The organism is Aeromonas sp. s12 (assembly GCF_040907925.1).
GTDB classification, from domain to species: domain Bacteria; phylum Pseudomonadota; class Gammaproteobacteria; order Enterobacterales; family Aeromonadaceae; genus Aeromonas; species Aeromonas veronii.
This window is the reverse complement of the sequence record NZ_JBFOCT010000008.1, coordinates 93639-111240: the sequence shown is the minus strand read 5'-3', so window position 1 is coordinate 111240 and position 17602 is coordinate 93639. Positions and strand designations below refer to the sequence as shown.

Annotated in this window: 21 protein-coding genes and 1 riboswitch; of the genes, 4 read left to right on the top strand and 17 right to left on the bottom strand. The window is 56.7% G+C overall.

Annotated features, from left to right (window positions below; translation table 11 throughout):
- Positions 1-75: 75 nt before the first annotated feature.
- On the bottom strand, positions 76-657 hold the full coding sequence (locus AB5Y67_RS02780) for a thymidine kinase (protein ID WP_005351181.1): 582 nt from the start codon (positions 655-657) through the stop codon (positions 76-78).
- Between the two features lie 91 nt (positions 658-748).
- Positions 749-2329: a Na+/H+ antiporter NhaC family protein gene (locus tag AB5Y67_RS02775; protein ID WP_005359896.1), complete on the bottom strand. Its 1581-nt coding sequence runs from the start codon at positions 2327-2329 to the stop codon at positions 749-751.
- Between the two features lie 88 nt (positions 2330-2417).
- Positions 2418-2589: riboswitch (Lysine riboswitch) on the bottom strand.
- A gap of 302 nt (positions 2590-2891) precedes the next feature.
- On the opposite strand from AB5Y67_RS02775, the gene AB5Y67_RS02770 reads away from it, so the two are divergent.
- On the top strand, positions 2892-3296 hold the full coding sequence (locus AB5Y67_RS02770) for an H-NS family nucleoid-associated regulatory protein (protein WP_005359895.1): 405 nt from the start codon (positions 2892-2894) through the stop codon (positions 3294-3296).
- Positions 3297-3365: 69 nt separating this feature from the next.
- Here the strand turns inward: AB5Y67_RS02770 and AB5Y67_RS02765 are convergent, their stop codons facing one another.
- The 5 genes from AB5Y67_RS02765 to AB5Y67_RS02745 form a co-directional block, all read right to left on the bottom strand.
- Positions 3366-3941 (bottom strand): cob(I)yrinic acid a,c-diamide adenosyltransferase, encoded by a 576-nt coding sequence (locus AB5Y67_RS02765; protein WP_064341130.1) that lies wholly within the window; start codon positions 3939-3941, stop codon positions 3366-3368.
- Positions 3938-4168, bottom strand: coding sequence for a DUF3820 family protein (locus AB5Y67_RS02760; RefSeq protein ID WP_005337126.1), 231 nt, complete (start codon positions 4166-4168; stop codon positions 3938-3940). Before AB5Y67_RS02760 ends, AB5Y67_RS02765 begins: the two co-directional genes overlap by 4 nt.
- Position 4169: 1 nt before the next feature.
- A complete protein-coding gene (gene queE / locus AB5Y67_RS02755) occupies positions 4170-4841 on the bottom strand; it encodes a 7-carboxy-7-deazaguanine synthase QueE (RefSeq protein ID WP_064341131.1) in 672 nt (223 codons plus the stop codon).
- Between the two features lie 61 nt (positions 4842-4902).
- Positions 4903-5610: a 7-cyano-7-deazaguanine synthase QueC gene (gene queC, locus AB5Y67_RS02750; RefSeq protein ID WP_005359893.1), complete on the bottom strand. Its 708-nt coding sequence runs from the start codon at positions 5608-5610 to the stop codon at positions 4903-4905.
- 20 nt (positions 5611-5630) lie between these two features.
- The gene (locus AB5Y67_RS02745; protein ID WP_101529933.1) at positions 5631-6254 is read right to left on the bottom strand and encodes a tRNA-uridine aminocarboxypropyltransferase; all 624 of its coding nucleotides are present in this window, start codon (positions 6252-6254) and stop codon (positions 5631-5633) included.
- Here AB5Y67_RS02745 and rrtA point away from each other — a divergent pair.
- Positions 6253-6846: a rhombosortase gene (gene rrtA / locus AB5Y67_RS02740; protein ID WP_074042643.1), complete on the top strand. Its 594-nt coding sequence runs from the start codon at positions 6253-6255 to the stop codon at positions 6844-6846. The two genes, AB5Y67_RS02745 and rrtA, sit on opposite strands and share 2 nt — an antisense overlap.
- Here rrtA and pyrF read toward each other — a convergent pair.
- From pyrF to cmk, 6 genes are all read right to left on the bottom strand, one after another.
- Positions 6821-7522 (bottom strand): orotidine-5'-phosphate decarboxylase, encoded by a 702-nt coding sequence (gene pyrF / locus AB5Y67_RS02735; protein WP_064341133.1) that lies wholly within the window; start codon positions 7520-7522, stop codon positions 6821-6823. The genes rrtA and pyrF overlap by 26 nt on opposite strands.
- 18 nt (positions 7523-7540) lie before the next feature.
- Positions 7541-8707: a lipopolysaccharide assembly protein LapB gene (gene lapB / locus AB5Y67_RS02730; RefSeq protein WP_064341134.1), complete on the bottom strand. Its 1167-nt coding sequence runs from the start codon at positions 8705-8707 to the stop codon at positions 7541-7543.
- Positions 8708-8716: 9 nt separating this feature from the next.
- The gene (locus AB5Y67_RS02725; RefSeq protein WP_005337143.1) at positions 8717-9001 is read right to left on the bottom strand and encodes a LapA family protein; all 285 of its coding nucleotides are present in this window, start codon (positions 8999-9001) and stop codon (positions 8717-8719) included.
- A gap of 158 nt (positions 9002-9159) precedes the next feature.
- Positions 9160-9444, bottom strand: coding sequence for an integration host factor subunit beta (ihfB, locus tag AB5Y67_RS02720; RefSeq protein ID WP_005299934.1), 285 nt, complete (start codon positions 9442-9444; stop codon positions 9160-9162).
- A gap of 92 nt (positions 9445-9536) precedes the next feature.
- Positions 9537-11207 carry a 30S ribosomal protein S1 gene (gene rpsA / locus AB5Y67_RS02715; protein WP_368207570.1) on the bottom strand — a complete coding sequence of 557 codons (1671 nt, stop codon included), beginning with the start codon at positions 11205-11207 and terminating at the stop codon, positions 9537-9539.
- 94 nt (positions 11208-11301) lie between these two features.
- On the bottom strand, positions 11302-11994 hold the full coding sequence (gene cmk, locus AB5Y67_RS02710; RefSeq protein ID WP_019444698.1) for a (d)CMP kinase: 693 nt from the start codon (positions 11992-11994) through the stop codon (positions 11302-11304).
- A 248-nt stretch (positions 11995-12242) separates the two neighbouring features.
- On the opposite strand from cmk, the gene ribA reads away from it, so the two are divergent.
- Positions 12243-12836 carry a GTP cyclohydrolase II gene (gene ribA / locus AB5Y67_RS02705; RefSeq protein WP_005337152.1) on the top strand — a complete coding sequence of 198 codons (594 nt, stop codon included), beginning with the start codon at positions 12243-12245 and terminating at the stop codon, positions 12834-12836.
- A gap of 79 nt (positions 12837-12915) precedes the next feature.
- On the opposite strand, the gene AB5Y67_RS02700 is transcribed toward ribA, so the two are convergent.
- Positions 12916-13872 carry a LysR substrate-binding domain-containing protein gene (locus tag AB5Y67_RS02700; protein ID WP_325793815.1) on the bottom strand — a complete coding sequence of 319 codons (957 nt, stop codon included), beginning with the start codon at positions 13870-13872 and terminating at the stop codon, positions 12916-12918.
- Between the two features lie 63 nt (positions 13873-13935).
- Positions 13936-14811, bottom strand: a complete 876-nt coding sequence (locus AB5Y67_RS02695) for a LysR substrate-binding domain-containing protein (RefSeq protein ID WP_325793816.1) — start codon at positions 14809-14811, stop codon at positions 13936-13938.
- A gap of 95 nt (positions 14812-14906) precedes the next feature.
- On the opposite strand from AB5Y67_RS02695, the gene AB5Y67_RS02690 reads away from it, so the two are divergent.
- Positions 14907-16130 (top strand): MFS transporter, encoded by a 1224-nt coding sequence (locus AB5Y67_RS02690; RefSeq protein WP_325793817.1) that lies wholly within the window; start codon positions 14907-14909, stop codon positions 16128-16130.
- A gap of 145 nt (positions 16131-16275) precedes the next feature.
- Here the strand turns inward: AB5Y67_RS02690 and AB5Y67_RS02685 are convergent, their stop codons facing one another.
- Together AB5Y67_RS02685 and AB5Y67_RS02680 are read right to left on the bottom strand one after the other, a co-directional pair.
- Entirely contained in the window at positions 16276-16830 is a 555-nt protein-coding gene (locus AB5Y67_RS02685) for a VOC family protein (RefSeq protein ID WP_325793818.1), read from the bottom strand.
- Positions 16824-17588, bottom strand: coding sequence for a hypothetical protein (locus AB5Y67_RS02680; protein ID WP_005337161.1), 765 nt, complete (start codon positions 17586-17588; stop codon positions 16824-16826). The genes AB5Y67_RS02685 and AB5Y67_RS02680 overlap by 7 nt, the downstream gene beginning before the upstream one ends.
- Positions 17589-17602 lie beyond the last annotated feature (14 nt).

Genomic DNA, 17602 nt, shown 5'->3' with positions numbered 1-17602 from the left:
AGCGATACAAGTTGGGGAAAATAAAAAGGGCGCCAGATTGGCGCCCTGCTCGACGATTCAAATATCGCAGCCGACTTACTTGTAGGCCCGACCTTCCAGATAGTGTTTGCGACAGAGCGACACATAGCGATCGTTGCCGCCGATCTCCACCTGTTCGCCATCACGCATCACCTGCCCCGCTTCGTTGACCCGGGAGTTCATGTGAGCCTTGTTGCCACACCAGCAGATACTCTTCAGCTCTTCAAACTTGTCGGCCAGACAGAGCAGATGGTAGGAGCCCGGGAACAGCTCGCCGCGAAAATCGGTCTTGAGGCCATAGGCCATCACCGGAATATCCTGCTCATCGACGATGCGGGCCAGCTGGTAGACCTGCTCACGGGTCAGGAACTGGGCCTCGTCCACGATGAAAACATCGATATGTTTCTTCGCATGACGCGCTTTCACCATTTCAAACAGATCGCAGCTGTCGCTGAACACGTCCACCTTCAGTTCAAGGCCAACCCGGGCACTGATCACCCCGACCCCAAAACGGTCATCGATGGCTGGCGTCATCGCCAGAGGATGCATGCCCCGCTCCAGATAGTTGAAGTGCGCCTGAATGAGCTGGGTGGATTTGCCTGAATTCATGGTGGCAAATTTGTAGTGCAGTGAAGCCATGATACTGTTCCGAAACTGAATTTATGGGGCGCATGCTAACCAAAGCCCCTGACAAAACCAAGGGGCCCGCGGGCCCCTTGCTCTATAAATGTTACGCGGTGGCCAGCACTGGCCGCGCTTTGGCCTTTTTCAGGTGATAGCCGGTAAAGAGCACGAACCAGAGGGCACTGACACTGAAACCGGCCAGGCTGGAGTGCATCAAGCCCATCGCCAAGTAACCGATGGCCGCACCGAAGGCGATGGCCAGTGCATAGGGCAGCTGGGTCATCACGTGATCGATGTGATGGCAACCGGCACCGGTGGCAGAGAGGATGCTGGTGCTGGAGATGGGCGAGCTGTGATCCCCGAATACCGAACCTGCCAGTACCGCGGCCAGCATCGGCAGCATCAGGCTGATGTCGCTGGCGGCGGCCATGTCACCGGCCAGCGGCAGCATGATGCCGAAGGTACCCCAACTGGTGCCGGTAGCAAACGCCATGGCACAGGAGAGGATAAAGACCACAGCAGGCAGCACTTCGATCGGCAGGTTACCGTTAGCCAGCGAAGCCAGATACTTGCCGGTCTCAACGTCGCGCACCACGGCACCTATGGTCCAGGCAAACAACAGGATGTTGATGGCTGGCAGCATGGCCATGACGCCTTGCGGAGCGGCCTTGATCCAGTTCTTGGCACCCAGCTTCAGGCGCATCGCCAGACCGATGGAGACCACCAGACTGCACAGGGCACCGTAGACCAGCGAAGAGCCGACGTTGGTATTTTCGAACGAGCCAAGCACGCTGAAGGGCAGCCCTTTCTCGCTCAGCACCGCAGCACCGGAATCGATCATAAAATAGATGGTGGCGGCGGTCAGGGTCAGGATCGGCAGTACCATGTCGATCATGCCGCCGTTGCTCTCCTCCGGGCTCTCCATATCCAGACCGATGGGGCGGCCCTTGGACTCATCCCACAGCTTGCCTTCCAGCGCCCACGCTTCGTGTTGACGCATCGGGCCGATGTCGAGTTGGAATGCAATCACCACCAGCACCATGATCAGGGTGAAGACGGCGTAGAGGTTCATCGGGATCATCTCGACAAATGCCGCGATGGGGCTCTGTTCAGTCAGACCGTGGGCCGCCATGATGCCGCCAACCAGGGCAATGATATAGGCCCCCCAGGAGGAGATGGGCATCAGCACGCAGACCGGCGCCGCGGTGGAGTCCAGCAGATAGGCCAGTTTGGCACGGGAGATCTGGAAGCGGTCGGTGACCGGACGGCAGATGGCCCCCACCGACAGGCTGTGGAAGAAGTCATCGATAAAGAAGGCAAACACCATCATACCGGTCAGCGCTTTGGCGCCCTTGCGGGTCTTGGCACGACGCTCGGCCCATTCGGCAAAGGCACGGGTCGCCCCGGAGACGCTCATCAGGCTGATGAGGCCACCCAGCAGCAGCATAAACAGGATCATGTTGACGTTGTCACGATTGAGCGCGCCATCGACCCAGAAGATCTTGAGCACGGTATTCAACATGTAATGCAGGGATTCGAGGGGCGAAAACTGATTGAGCAGCAAACTGCCGGTGACGATGCCCACACCAAGGGACAGCAGCACGCGGCGGGTCATGATCGCCAGTGCGACAGCCAACAGGGGGGGAAGAACGGACCAACCGGAGTCGGCGAAATGACTAATGTCCATGATCTCTTTGCACCTAAAGATTACAGGTGGAGATCTACCGAGAGGATCTAAAGAAACAAAACCTATGGGGAGGTCATACTCCTCAGCCCCTTCAGGTAGCGCTCCATAGTGGATGACTATGGCAGTCCTGCACCTATTAGATGCAGAACCAGCAGCCCGGTATGATGGCCTGGCCACTTCGGCGCTGACTCCTTTCCTTGTGCATCACAGGCATCACCCTCCGCACAAATACTCATAGGCAGCGCGCCTCTACTTAAAGGTATTCGCCGCACATTTTATCGAGATGGCAGCTTATAGCAAGTTTTTTGATTAAATAGTCACGATAAACATATCAAGGTCGAAAAATGGTAGTCAAATGATGCAATAACGCCTGTTTTGACGCTATTTTCACCTACTGCGGTTTCATTGGCATCCAATCACCAAGCCTATTGCTGGCCATATTAAATATCTGTATTGATGTTCCCCACGGATATTATATTTAACCCGGCTTGACTTATTTAAATCACCAAGCAAGAATCAGCTGGAACATAATATTTTTCTCTGACTCGACGTGGTAACTCCTATGAATGAATTTTTAAAGGTACTGCTTAATATCCGCAGTCTGCGTGCGACCTGCCGCGAGCTTTCTCTGGAACAACTGGAAGAGGCACTGGAAAAACTCTCTACTATCGTTGCTGAACGTCAGCAGGATGAAGCTGCCGAGCGTCAAGCCCGTGAAGAGCATCTGCGGAAAATTAACGAATATAGCGAAATGCTGAAAGCCGCCGGTATTGACCCGGCAGAATTGGTAAGCGCTGTCGCTACCAACCCCGGCAAATCAGAAAAAGCCAAGCGGGCGCCACGTCCTGCCAAATATCGCTATCAGGATAATGGCGTAGAGAAAACCTGGACCGGCCAGGGCCGTATGCCTTCGGCTATTGCCAGCGCAGTGGCAGCAGGCAAATCACTGGAAGACTTTGCTATCTGATCTCAATCTCGTTGCTAATAAAAAACCTCGCCAAGGCGAGGTTTTTTATTGCCGCTTAAATGTGACATATCAGATAGCCGATTGCGGGCGATCTGCTGCCTTGACCCACAGAACTTCACGTTCCCCTGCCACGCAGATAAGATAGCGGGCAACGGTAAAGAACCAGTCACTCATCCGGTTCAGATAGGGCAGCACCTCGGGATTGACCCGCTCTTCCCGGCTCAATGTCAGCAGCAAGCGCTCGCAATGACGCACCAGAGTACGCACCACATGCGCTTGCGCCGCGGCACGGGAACCACCGGGCAATATAAATTGGCGCAGCGGCGGCAATGGCTCGCTATAACGATCAATCTGCTGTTCAAGGCGAGTGGTCCAGGCGGCATTAACTTGCCAAATTGATTCATTCTGGGCGTCGCTGGAGAATGCCAACTCACCCCCCAGATCAAACAACTCCTGTTGCAACAGCTGTAAATCAGCCAATAAACCGATCTCTTGCGACGGCACGTCACAAATCAGCAAGCCAATATGGGAGTTGAGCTCATCGATATAACCGTAGGTCTCGACCCGCAAATGATCCTTTGGCAACTGGATACCATCGGCCAGCCGGGTCATGCCCTTGTCGCCCTGCCTCGTATATATTCTCATACCGACATCCTGTTAATAATGGGAATAATCATGGATTCGAGTCCATTGAGTTTGATTTCGTAAGCCAACGCCAGCGTCTGGCCCAATTTACCCGCCGGAAAACCGCTGCGCGCCATCCACACCAGATAGGGCTCGGGAATATCGATGATACGCCGCCCCTGATATTTACCGTAAGGCATCTTGTTGGTCAGAGTCAGCAGCACCTGTTCGTCGGATAGCCAATCCATATTAATCGATATCCAGATATTTATGAGTCTGGATTGAGAGTCGCCAGTTACGCGCGATACAGGTATCCATCGCCAATTGGGTGGCCCGTGGTTTCTGGCTGATCGGCTGCAAGGCAATAACCACGTCCGGGCGCAGGGTAGCAGTAGCGAGCAGCACATCCAGCTCTTCAATATGGTGCTCGGTGGCCACCGGATGCTTGATCTCGTTGGCCCGCTCCAGCGCCGAGACCAGCACAGGCAGCCCCCCTTTCATACCGATCTTGGGGGAGACTGTTACCCAGGTCTGCTCATGAGTCTTGATCTCGCTGGTGCCACTGGTTTCAATTTGCACCTGATAACCCGCCGCCAGCAGGGCTGACGAGAGTTCGTGCAGATCGTAGAGGCAGGGTTCCCCACCGGTGATCACCACATGGCGCGCCTGATAACCCAGATCGCCAAAGCTCTTGATAATCTGCGCGGTGCTGAGTTGGCTCCAGCAATCGGATTCGTTGGAACGATCCAGCACCGCCGCCTTACCCACTTCACGAGCCGGATCAACAACCCAGGTATGACGGGTATCGCACCAGGGGCAGCCCACCGGGCAACCCTGCAGGCGAACAAAGATGGCGGGCAGGCCGGTAAAGATGCCCTCCCCCTGGATGGTCTGGAAAATCTCGTTGATTGGGTAGTGCATCTCGATCACGGCTTGTTGCAAAAGTCGCGGATTATACCCCAAGCCACGGCAAGACGCAGGCTCACTCTGCGCTTTTCTCGCCCAGCCCGGTTTTCTCAAACAGTCTGGCCATGATGCCCGCCTTGTCGGCCAGATAGTTATTCAGACCGCGACTGCGCAGTTCACACGCAGGACACGTGCCGCAGCCGTCACCGGCAATGCCGTTGTAGCAGGTCAGGGTCTGCTGGCGCACAGTATCAAGGTGACCATAGTGATCCGCCAGTGCCCAAGTTTCGGCCTTGTCGAGCCACATCAAGGGAGTTTCAAAACGGATGCCGCGATCCAGCCCCAGCGACACCGCCTGATTGAGGGCCTTGACGAACTCGTCACGGCAATCGGGATAGCCGGAGAAGTCGGTCTCGCACACACCGGTGATCACCGCTTCGGCGCCCACCTGATAGGCATAGATGGAGGCCAGGGTCAGGAACAGGATATTGCGGCCCGGCACGAAGGTGTTGGGCAGCCCGTTATCCTGCAGCTCGCAGCTGACAGGAATGTCGTCACGGGTCAGGGCAGAGACCGCCAGCTCATTGAGCAGCGTCACATCCATCACCTTGTGGGCGGCAATCCCCAGTGCACTGCCCAGACGGCGCGCGGTGTCGATCTCTTCCCGATGGCGCTGGCCATAGTCAAAGGTGATGGCGTGCACTTCATCATACCGGGCCAATGCCTGCACCAGACAAGTAGTGCTGTCCTGACCGCCGCTGAAAACCACGACTGCTTTTTTCATCTTGATAACTCCTTCAAATGTCACGCGCGGCGGCCTTCGGCAAAGTCCTGCCACTGGGTATTCAACCGATTGAACAGGGTCAGCAAGGGCGCATAGCGCTCCGGCCTCCCCTCCCACCGGGACAAGAGGTGATAGCCCGCCTCTATGGTAGAGAGGGCATCGGGAAAGGGTTTCTTTCGAATGGCATATTGACCGGCAATGGCACCAATGCCGATGCGGGGCAAGCGGGCCAGAGCCGGGTTGCTCTGCAACATGCGATAGGCTTTGCGCCAGGTGCCGTCAAGCAAGATAAAGGCGACGGATGCGGAGCCAGAGGATTCACTCTCCCACTGTTGGCGAAGATCGGTCAGCGAAATGGCATCCTCATCCGGCCAGAGCAAATAATAACGACGGGATTGGTCAGCCAGCAGCATATTGAGCCACTCATCGCGGGAAAAGTCCTCCCCCACATGGATCTCGCACTGTTGCAAAGAGGCCGTCAGCAGTGCCGCGGTCCCCTTGGGATGTGCCACCTCGTTGGGGTGCTGCAAGATGTAGAGGGGCGTGTGATTGTCAACCGGCACAATATAATCGCACAGGCAGGCTTTGAGGGCTCGGGTGCAACGTGTACAGTATCGACTGTTCTTGTCGTTGGACTGTTTCATGTTGTCAGACAAATCTGGATTGCTCTGGGTTATCACGCTCTCTCTCACCAGCTTGCTACTCTTCTTTACCGTTCCCAATCTTCAGCTCTCCTTCGATCGGCCCTTGATCGCCGGGGGCGAAGGGTGGCGGATCATAACAGGCAATCTGGCTCATACCAATCTGTGGCACCTGCTGCTCAATCTGGGCGGCCTCGCCATCCTCTATAGCCTGTTTCGCGACTATCTGGGTGGGGCTCGCCTGCCGCTGCTGATGTTGCTGCTCTGGCTGGCAGTGGGCTTGGGGATCTGGTGGTGGTGCCCGCAGACCCAGTGGTACATGGGACTATCCGGCTCGCTGCATGGTCTGTTTGTCTGGGGGGCAATGCAGGATATCCGCCACGGACGCCGCACGTCGGGCTGGCTACTGTTGGCAGGGATGGGGCTCAAGCTGGCGATGGACTTCTACAACGCAGGAGAGAGTCCGATCTCCACCCTGATCAATGCCAGAGTACACATCGGCTCTCATCTTATTGGGGCCGGTGCAGGCCTGTTGCTCGGCCTGCACCGCGTATCACTGAGTGAGCCTGTTACGCACCAGCCAGCTCGGCATTGATGCTGGCCAGCATGGCGGCCGGATCGGCAGCCTGCGTAATGGGGCGACCGATAACCAGATAATCGGACCCCGCCTCGACCGCCGCTTTCGGTGTCATCACCCGGCGCTGATCCCCGGCCGCTGAACCAGTCGGGCGAATACCCGGGGTCACCAGCTTGAACTCATCACCCAGCAAGGCTTTAAGCTCATGGGCCTCGTTGGCAGAGCAGACAACCCCATCCAAGCCGGATGCCTTGGTCAAGGTAGCCAGCCGGATCACCTGCTCGGCAGGGCTCACATCCAGACCAAGAGGGATCATGTCGGACTGCTCCATGCTGGTCAGCACGGTCACGCCGATAAGCAGGGGGGCCTTGTCGCCATAAGGCAGTAGCGCCTCTTTGGCGGAACGCATCATCCGCTCACCACCACTGGCATGCACGTTGACCATCCAGACACCGAGCTCGGCACTGGCTGCCACTGCTTTGGCAACGGTATTGGGAATATCGTGAAACTTCAGATCCAGAAAGACATCGAATCCCTTGGCCACCAGCTGGCGTACAAACTGCGGGCCAAACAGGGTAAACATCTCCTTGCCTACCTTGAGACGGCACTGGGCCGGAGAGATACGTTCAACGAACGCTAAGGCATCTGCCTCGTGCTGATAATCCAGCGCTACCAGTACTTTGGGATCTTGCATCTCACATCCTATTGCTTGTTATTCACCGTCCAGACCGCGGATCGGCTTGATGGAACCCCACTGGCGACAAGACGGGCACTGCCAGAACAACGAGTGAGTGGCAAAGCCGCACTGCCGACACTTGTGGGTTGACTTGATTTTTATCTGCTCGCCGACCAGCTGTTGCAGCAGTTCGAGGCTCTCCTTGGCAGGCCCCTCCTCCGCACTGGCCAGTTGAAAACCCACCAACTGGTAAAAACCTTTCATCGAGGGATGACGACGCAGCTGACGCAGCACCAGTGAACGGGCCTGGCTCAGGCCATCACGCTCTTCAACCAGCTTGGCAAGGGCCAGGGTCACGCTGACACCGGCGTGATCTTCCACTGCCTTCTCAAGCAGCGGGATCAACGCAGGCGTGCGCCCCAACTGCTGATAGCACTCGAGCAATTTGGGCATCGCCTCGGAGGCAAAGTCGATATCCTGCTCGAACACCCGCAGCAGCTCCTTGCTGGCCTGCTCATACCCCCCTTCCGCCATGGCAAGCTCAGCGAGGCGCAAACTGGCCCGGGCACATGCCGGATTGATACTGAGCGCCCGTTTGAGCTTGGCCAGCCCCTCCCCTTTATTGCCCTCACGCAGCGCGATTTCGGCCTGTTCGCAATAGAAATGGGAGATGGGGTCGGCCAGCTTCTTGCCCTGGAATTTTTGCAGACGAACCGCCACATCGATGGCCTTATCCCAGTCCCGCAACTGCTGATGGATGATCAACAGCTGTGCCAGCGCCGTCTCTTCATAGTCGCTGTCGTCACACAGCTCATTCCAGAGCGCTTCCGCTCGGTCCAGCAGACCTGCAGCCAAAAAGTCGCGCGCAAGCTCCTGCAGGGCAAGCTGTCGCTGCTCCCGAGTCAGTTGGCGGGTTACCAGGTTCTGGTGGATCTTGATGGCACGATCGACCTCCCCACGCTGGCGAAACAGGTTGCCGAGGGAGAGGTGTGTTTCGATGGTTTCACTGTCCACCTCAAGCAGCTGGATAAAGAGATCCACCGCCTTGTCGGATTCATCGGACAGCAAATAGTTGAGGCCCGCCACATACTGGCGGGAAAACTGGTTACTCTGTTTTTGGGTGTCCTGGCGAACACTCCTGCGACCCATGTACCAACCATAACCGGCGGCGATGGGCAACAGCAGGAAAAGCAGTTCAAGCATTGAGGAACATTATTCCTTACCCGGTGACCGGGCCAGCTCCAACTCGCGGGATTGACGACGCATGGTGCGGTTGAGGGTGCGGTTTTGCATTTTCAGGCGCAGGAACAGCAGGCCGAATACCAGCCAGCCCAGCAAAAAACCGCCAGCGAAGAAGAAGCCCAACAGCATGGCAAGCGAAAACTCACCCTGAGCGATCAGGTAATTGAACTGAACCAGCTGGCCATTTTGTGAGCCCAGCGCCAGGGTCAGAACAAACACCAGCACCAGCGGAATGAGGGCCAAAATACGCTTCATAAGAGCTCCCTGTCAGTATCTAATGAGAGGCTGATTATCCTTAAAATCGCAGGCAGACTCTAGAGTGAATGGGAAAAGAGTTTAAGAAACAAGACGATTGGCACAGGAATCGGTGCCAAAAAGAAAAAAGGCATACCCGAGGTATGCCCATTTCTGCATTATTCAATGATGTTGACGCGCTCGCGCAACTCTTTACCTGGTTTGAAGTGCGGGACATATTTCCCGGTCAGTTCAACCTTGTCCCCAGTCTTGGGGTTGCGGCCCACACGGGGCGCACGATAGTGCAGTGAAAAACTGCCAAATCCGCGGATTTCAATCCGGTCGCCGTTTTGCAAGGTCGACGCCATCTGCTCAAGGATCTCCTTGATGGCGGCTTCGACATCCTTGGCCGGCATATGCATGCGGCTGGCTGCCAGTTGTTCGATGAGATCTGATTTGGTCATAACGTTAAATCTCCTTCCCCGATCACATGCAATATTCATTTTGCCAGGATAAAAAAGGGCGGCGCAATGCCGCCCTTTTCTTGCATCAAGGATTACTCACCCTTGGCGGCTTTGAACGCTTCCATCATAGCATTGCTGAACACAACTTCTTCTTGCTGGTTCAGGTTATCGATAGCAACACGCTCATCAGCCTCGTCCTTAGCACGGACAGACAGGCTTACGGTGCGGTTCTTACGATCAACGCCCATGAATTTAGCTTCAACTTCGTCACCAACAGACAGCACCAGAGTGGCGTCTTCTACACGGTCACGAGCAGCGTCGGAGGCACGCAGGTAGCCTTCTACGCCATCAGCCAGTTCGATAACGGCACCTTTGGCATCAACCTCGGTAACCTTACCCTTCACGATAGCACCTTTCTTGTTGTCAGCCAGGTACTTGTTGAACGGGTCTTCTTCGATCTGCTTGACACCCAGGGAGATGCGCTCACGCTCCGGATCCACTTGCAGAACAACGGCTTCGATCTCGTCGCCTTTCTTGAATTCACGCACGGCTTCTTCGCCCTGGTTGTTCCAGGAGATGTCAGACAGGTGAACCAGGCCGTCGATGCCGCCATCCAGACCGATGAAGATACCGAAGTCAGTGATGGACTTGATCTTGCCGGAAACACGGTCGCCTTTGGCGTGAGTTTCGGCAAACAGCTGCCACGGGTTGGATTTGCACTGCTTCAGACCCAGGGAGATACGACGACGCTCTTCGTCGATGTCCAGAACCATCACGTCAACCACGTCGCCAACGTTAACAACTTTGGACGGGTGGATGTTCTTGTTGGTCCAATCCATCTCGGATACGTGTACCAAGCCTTCAACGCCTTCTTCGATTTCAACGAAGCAGCCGTAGTCGGTCAGGTTGGTCACGCGGCCAGACAGACGGGTGGTCTCCGGGTAACGCTTGGCGATAGCAACCCAGGGATCTTCGCCCAGCTGCTTCAGACCCAGGGATACACGGGTACGCTCGCGGTCGAACTTCAGAACCTTGACAGCGATCTCGTCGCCAACGTTGACGATTTCGGAAGGATGCTTAACGCGCTTCCACGCCATGTCGGTGATGTGCAGCAGGCCGTCAACACCGCCCAGATCTACGAATGCACCGTAGTCGGTCAGGTTCTTGACGATACCCTTAACTTCTTGACCTTCTTGCAGGTTAGCCAGCAGGCTTTCGCGCTCGGAGGTGTTCTCGGTCTCGATCACGGCACGACGGGAAACAACAACGTTGTTGCGCTTCTGGTCCAGCTTGATGACTTTGAACTCGAGTTCTTTGTTTTCCAGGTGAGCGGTGTCACGGATCGGACGCACGTCAACCAGAGAACCCGGCAGGAAGGCACGGATGCCGTTCAGTTCAACGGTGAAACCACCCTTGACCTTGCCGTTGATGATACCGATAACGGTAGCTTGCTCTTCGTAAGCCTTCTCAAGCTGCAGCCAGGCTTCGTGGCGCTTGGCTTTTTCGCGGGACAGCTTGGTTTCGCCGAAACCATCTTCGATAGAGTCCAGAGCCACATCAACGGTGTCGCCGACGGTGATTTCCAGCTCGCCCATGGCGTTCTTGAATTCTTCAGCCGGGATAGCGGACTCGGATTTCAGACCGGCGTCAACCAGTACGAAACCGTTCTCGATAGCAACGACAGTACCCTTGACGATGGAACCTTGACGGGTTTCAACGGCGTTCAGGGACTCTTCAAAGAGTTGAGCAAAAGATTCGATCATTGTTTATGTCACAAATGAAACATCCACTTGCAATCCGGCACAAGCGGGGCTGTTTTAAATAATCTGCGCCATCCTTGGTGCAGACGACCGGATGTCAGCTTGCGCTGGCATCACCAAGTTGTTGCTCTGCATAGGCGAGTACTGTTGCCAGCACTTCATCTATGGTCATGGCGGTAGAGTCTACCACCAGAGCATCTTCTGCCGGTTTCAGGGGTGCAGTAGCGCGATTTCTGTCGCGATCGTCACGTTCCCGAATCTCGGTTAAAAGACGCTCAAAGTTAACATCAAAGCCCTTATCTTGCAACTGCTTATAGCGACGCTGGGCCCGTTCTTCGGCACTGGCGTCGAGGAAAATCTTCACCTCGGCCTCGGGGAAAACCACTGTGCCCATGTCACGACCATCGGCAATCAGACCCGGGGCCTGACGAAATGCACGCTGACGGCGCAGCAAGGCTTCGCGCACCCGGGGGAAGGCGGCGATTTTACTGGCAGCATTACCCACTTCTTCGGTGCGGATGGTGCGGGAGACATCTTCCCCTTCCAGGATCACCTTGACCAGATCGCCCTCAACCTGAAATTGCACATCCAGATTGGCGGCCAGCGGCACCAGTGAGGCTTCACTGTCCAGCTCTACATCGTGATGCAGGGCGGCCAAGGACAACACCCGATAGATGGCGCCCGAGTCCAGCAAGTGCCAACCCAGCTTCTCAGCAAGCAGCTGACACAAGGTGCCTTTACCTGCACCACTGGGGCCATCAATTGTCATTACGGGGGCCATCTGAGGCATAACTTCTCTCCTGCACTGTGTTGCTCCCATCCCGAAGGGGTGGGTTAATGGGCGCCGATTATACCCGAATGTGGTGAGCCTGGCAGTCATCAATCCGCACAAAGGGCCAAAACCCCGCCGGACAGCTGTGCTTGTATCTCATTTGGAGATTTCATTAAGCAATGCAGGGACTTGTTCTTATGGTCGTTCCTGATAAGGCGCGCTAAACTGGCCACCTTTTTTGAGCCGTTAGTAGTAAGGAGCAACCTATGAGCAGCGTTACCCTCGTGGCCAAATCCAAATTGCCAACCCCCTGGGGCACCTTCACGCTGGTAGGTTTTCAGGAAACCGGCACAGGCAAAGATCACGCCGCACTGGTGATGGGCGACATTACCGGTGAAGAGCCCGTGCTGGGCCGGATCCACTCAGAGTGCCTGACCGGCGACGCCCTGTTCAGCCTGCGTTGTGACTGCGGTTTCCAGTTGCAGGCGGCCATGGAAAATATCGCCAAAGCCGGTCGTGGCGTGTTGCTGTATGTGCGTCAAGAGGGCCGTGGCATCGGCTTGCTCAACAAGATCCGCGCCTATCACCTGCAGGATCAGGGGGCCGATACCGTGGAAGCCAACGTGGCCCTTGGTTTCGCGGCCGATATGCGCGACTACACCATCTGCGCCGATATGCTCAAGCAGCTTGAGGTCAAGTCTCTCAAACTGATGACCAACAACCCGCGCAAGATGAAAGCAATGGAATCCTTCGGTATTCCGGTGGCCGAACGGGTTCCGTTGCAGGAAGGACGCAATCCCCACAACGAGTTCTATCTGTCGACCAAGGCCAACAAGCTGGATCATATGCTCAAAAAATGAGCCTGCGTTGACGAATGTCAGATAGTCAAACGCCTCCCATTGGGAGGCGTTTTTCTTGGGATGACCACTACAACCCAAGCTATCTAAGTGGCACGGTCAGATTGGCCAGCAGAGCTTCAAGCTCTTCGCCAGTGCGGGCCGCGCAGTATTGATCGACCCGCTCGCGGGTCAATTGCGGCGCGAGACGTTCAATCAGGTCATACAGATAGCCGCATAAAAATGCCCCTCTGCGCAACCCGATAGCGGCCACACCGCCTGGTAGCCAGGGCGCCGTTTTGAGTACCAGATCGCCATCGCGCTGGGGCTCCCAAGCAAAAGTTGCCATCACTCCGATGCCCATCCCTTGTCTGACATAGGTCTTGAGCACATCGCTGTCGCTCGCACAGCAGGCGATCCGGCTCTCGGCATGAGCGCAATCAGTGCCTTGAGCTGTGAAGAGAGCCCTTCCATCGGTCACCAATGCAAACTCCACCAGCTCGGCCGGAGTCAGCGATGTTGCTTTGGCCAACGGATGATCCTTGGGTAGCACCAAGCCCCGTTGCCACCGAAAAGAGGGGAGCACAAGCAGATCGCCCCCATCCTCCAGTTCATCCGCCAGCAGCAGATCGGCAGCGCCATCATGCACGGCTGCGCGGCACTGCGTCGCACTCCCCTGCATCACAGTTACGGCAACTTTGGGAAAGCGGGCCATAAAACCCTTGAGGATGGCGGGCAGAATATAACGGGCTTGCAGATGAGTAGCCGCAATGGTGAGGGTTCCCTGCTCCGGATGCACATGCTGCCTGGCCATTACCTTGATGGTGGCGACCTTGTCCAACACCTCGGCGGCCACTTTGATCACATCCCGACCGATGGGGGTGATCTGGGTCAGGTGTTTGCCGCTGCGCTCGAAGATCTGGATCCCCAGCTCATCCTCCAGCATCCGCACCTGTTTGCTGATCCCGGGCTGGGAGGTAAAGAGGCTCTCGGCGGTGGCCGACAGATTCAGCCTGTGGTTCGCCACCTCGACGATATAGCGCAATTGCTGCAATTTCATGGTGTAGCCCTCAAGCGAACCCACCGTTAATAGTAACAAACTTTCAGCAATGGCCCGCCGCCATCAGGCCGGGCTCTCCTTGAGTAGGAAATCGCGCAAGGCACGGTTGGCCATGGAGAGCGGATCACCCCGCCGCCACGCCACGCAGAGATCGAGATAGATAGGCGGGTCGAAGGGCACGCCACTCAGATCCGGCTCCTCTTCCAGCACCATCCGCAAGAAGGTGGTCACCGCAAAGCCTTGCCGCACCACCGCCTTGAGCAGAGGGATAAGATTACTCTCGAAGGCAATATCGGGTTCAACGCCAAGGCTCTGGGCCAGTGCCTCCATATGCTCCCGGTGATAGAAACCACGGCGAAACAGCGCCAGCTCCTGAGCGAAAAACTGCGAGAGGGTGACGGCCGGTGCGCCACGCAAGGGGTGATCGTCCCCCACCACCATCAACATCTCTTCGCTCAGCAGATGTGCCCCCTCGATGGCGTGGGGGAGATCACTGGTGATGAGAATGGCCAGATCGAGGGAGCCATCCACCATCCGGCTGAGCAGCTCACGGGTGCCAGCCTCTTCGACCCGGATCTTGAGGCCGGGATAGCGATGCTTGAAGGCCATCAGACGAGGGGGGAAATAGTAGGAGCCCATCATATAGGGGATCCCGATCCGCACTTCCCCCCGCTCCAGCCCCTTGAGCTCGGCCATCTCGGCCTCGGCCTGATGCATCTGCAACAACAAGCGCTCGGCATGGCGACAGAGCACCTCTCCCTCCGGGGTGAGCCGTACCGCACGGTCCTGTCGATCAAACAGTCGCAATTCGAGCTGCTGCTCCAGCTTGGCGATGGCCATGCTGATGGCCGGTTGTGCCACATGCAGACTGTTGGCTGCCTTGGTAAATGAGCCGGCATCCCTGACCGCCAGCAGATATGTGAGCTGTTTCAGATCCATGTATCAATTCATCTTATGAGATGGATAACTTAAATATATTATATTTATAACCGCAAGGACTCTACCCTGACCAAAAGTAGTCAGGACAATACGCAATGATTGAAATTGGAAGTCGCGAGTGGATACGTGCAACCCTGGCCCTCAGCCTGGGCTCTTTTCTGGTGTTTCTGAACCTCTACCAGACCCATCCCCTGTTACCCCTGATCGCCGAGGTCTTCTCGGTCAACTCCCTCTCGGCCAGCTGGACCCTGGCAGGATGCACTGCTGGCCTCGCCGCCTCCCTGCTGATCTGCGCCAGACTGGCGGATCGCCATGGCCGTCGGCAAGTCATGCTGGGTACCCTCACCCTGGCGATCCTGCTCTCACTGTTAATCCCGCTGGTTGAGCAGTTTGGCACCCTGCTGCTGCTACGCATCCTGCAGGGCGCGCTGCTGGCAGGACTGCCCGCGACCGCGATTGCCTATATGGGGGAAGAGTTCAGCAAACGGGCGCTCCTCTCGGCGGTGGGGGTCTATATTGCCGCCAACTCCCTCGGTGGCATTGCCGGTCGGGTGATCGGCGGTCTGTTGGCGGGCTGGTTTGGCGACTGGCAGCATACCTTTCTGGGGATTGGTGTGATCAGCCTGTCACTGCTGCCGCTGGTCTTCTGGCTGCTGCCCCATCAGACCCGCTTTGTGGCGAGCGCCCCCGTTCGCGGCCAATTTGCTCGCGCCTTGCAGCAACACCTGACCAATCCCTTGCTGGTAGGGGCTTACCTTATCGGGGGACTCAACTTTATGGTGTTTTTGAACCAGTTCAGCTACCTCACTTTCCTGCTGGCCAAGCCTCCTTTCTCCTTGCCCACGCAGTGGCTCGGCATGCTGTTTCTCACCTATCTCTCGGGGACGGTGGCCTCCTCTCTGAGCGGTCGCTTTGCCAACCGCTGGGGGGCACAACGCATGCTGCTGGTGGGGATCGCCCTGATGGCTATCGGCAGTCTGTGGCTGCTGCAAGCTAGCCTGCCCGGGATCCTGAGTGGCTTGCTGATCTCCAGCTTCGGCTTTTTCCTGGCACACGCCTGCGCCAGTGCCTGGGTCGGTCATCATGTCGAACACAACCGCGCCCTCGCCTCCTCCCTCTATCTGGTGGCCTACTATCTGGGAGCCAGTCTGGGGGGACTTTACCTGCACCCCTTCTGGGAGCAGGGTGAGCTAGGCGGTCTGGTCATGGGGATTGAACTGGTCCTCATCCTGACGGCGGGCTTGAGCCTCTGGCTCGGCCGTCTCAAGCAGCGAAGCCAATCGCCACTGCCCGCCCAGCAACCCCACCGACACGGGTAACGGGCTCAGCGCAAACAGGGTCACCCACGAGCAGATGGCGCTCTCGCAACCCAGCACCGCCAGATAACAAAAGGGGTCACACCGGTGACCCCTTTTGCTGCGTTATTCAAGAGCCTGTCAGGCTCGCACCGCATTGAGCGCAGGATCACTCCTGATCGAAATAATCCGCAGGCACCGCGACCACAGCACCGGTCGCCACCTCTTCGGCGATCACCTCAGCCAGCGGGCGCAGATGAAACTTGATCTGGCCGGAAGGCAACATCAGGCCAATATCGGGGTTGCGGATATCCTGCATGTTGCCGGTTTTGAATGGCTGCTCGGGATAGCGCGCTACCAGATCTTGCAGTGAAGTGACCACCAGCTCGATATGTTCCAGCCCCGCCTGATGGACGCGACCCGGTTTCGGTGCAGCCAGCTCGATACAGGGTACCTGTACCTCACCAGCCAGCAGAGGCTGATGCAACTGATAAGTGGCGATGGGACGTCCGCCAATCATACCCTCCACCAGCAAGGAGCCCGCCTCAGCCAGCACAGCACATAGCGCGCGGTACTCCTGCAGGGTAGCCGCCCGATAACAGAGGTGATCGACCGTTGGCTGTGAAATTATGACGCCAGTGGCGGCCAGTTCGGCCAGCAGCTGAGAAACAAATGGGGCCATTGGCCCCAGTGTGGAATCGAGTGGGTGGGACATGCTTACCATTTCTTCTTGGGTTGAAACAGGACATCGAGCTCGTCAGCTTCCTTGTCCTTGATGTTTTGCAGATCCTGCGCGCTGTTCTGCTGCTGCAGCTCTTCCAGTTCCTTGAGCCCCTGACGCATATCCTCTTCACGGGCCAGCAGGTAGGGATCCTTGTCGCCCACGCTCGCCATGGCCGATAGTCCCTTGGTATAGAGCTGGCGGCAAGTACCATATTGGCCCTGAATGCGGGCATCCATCGCCCGCTTGACCAGATTGGAGATGTTGATCTTGAGCTGCATCAGCTCAAGGCGGCGCTCTTCTTGGGCAAACCCCTGAGGGTCAATCTTGCCCTTGTTGTGCTCGACCCGCAGCACGGCCCGCATCTTCTTGACCAACTGCAGCATCTGGATCGCCTGACGATCGGACTCCGGGGTCTTGAACTGACCCTCATCCTGAACACTGTAGTTCTCCTGCACATTCTTGATCTGGGTCTGCACATCGACGATGCGCTGCTTGATCTGATTGTTCGGCATCACCTGGGCGATGGCGCGATAGGCATCGAGGATCCGGTGCTGCAACAGCAACACCATGTTCTTGGAGAAAGGCACCAGATTGACGTTCAGCAACACCTCTTCGGTCTCGTCAGCCACCGTCTTGTGTCTGGCAACGGCGTGACGCTTGTCCGCCTCTGCCTTCTGCTTATATTGCTGCACCACGTTATAGGCGATAACCAAAAACAGGAGTGCGCCAATAGACAGCAATACCAAAGTTAAAATCATAGGATGTCCAAACC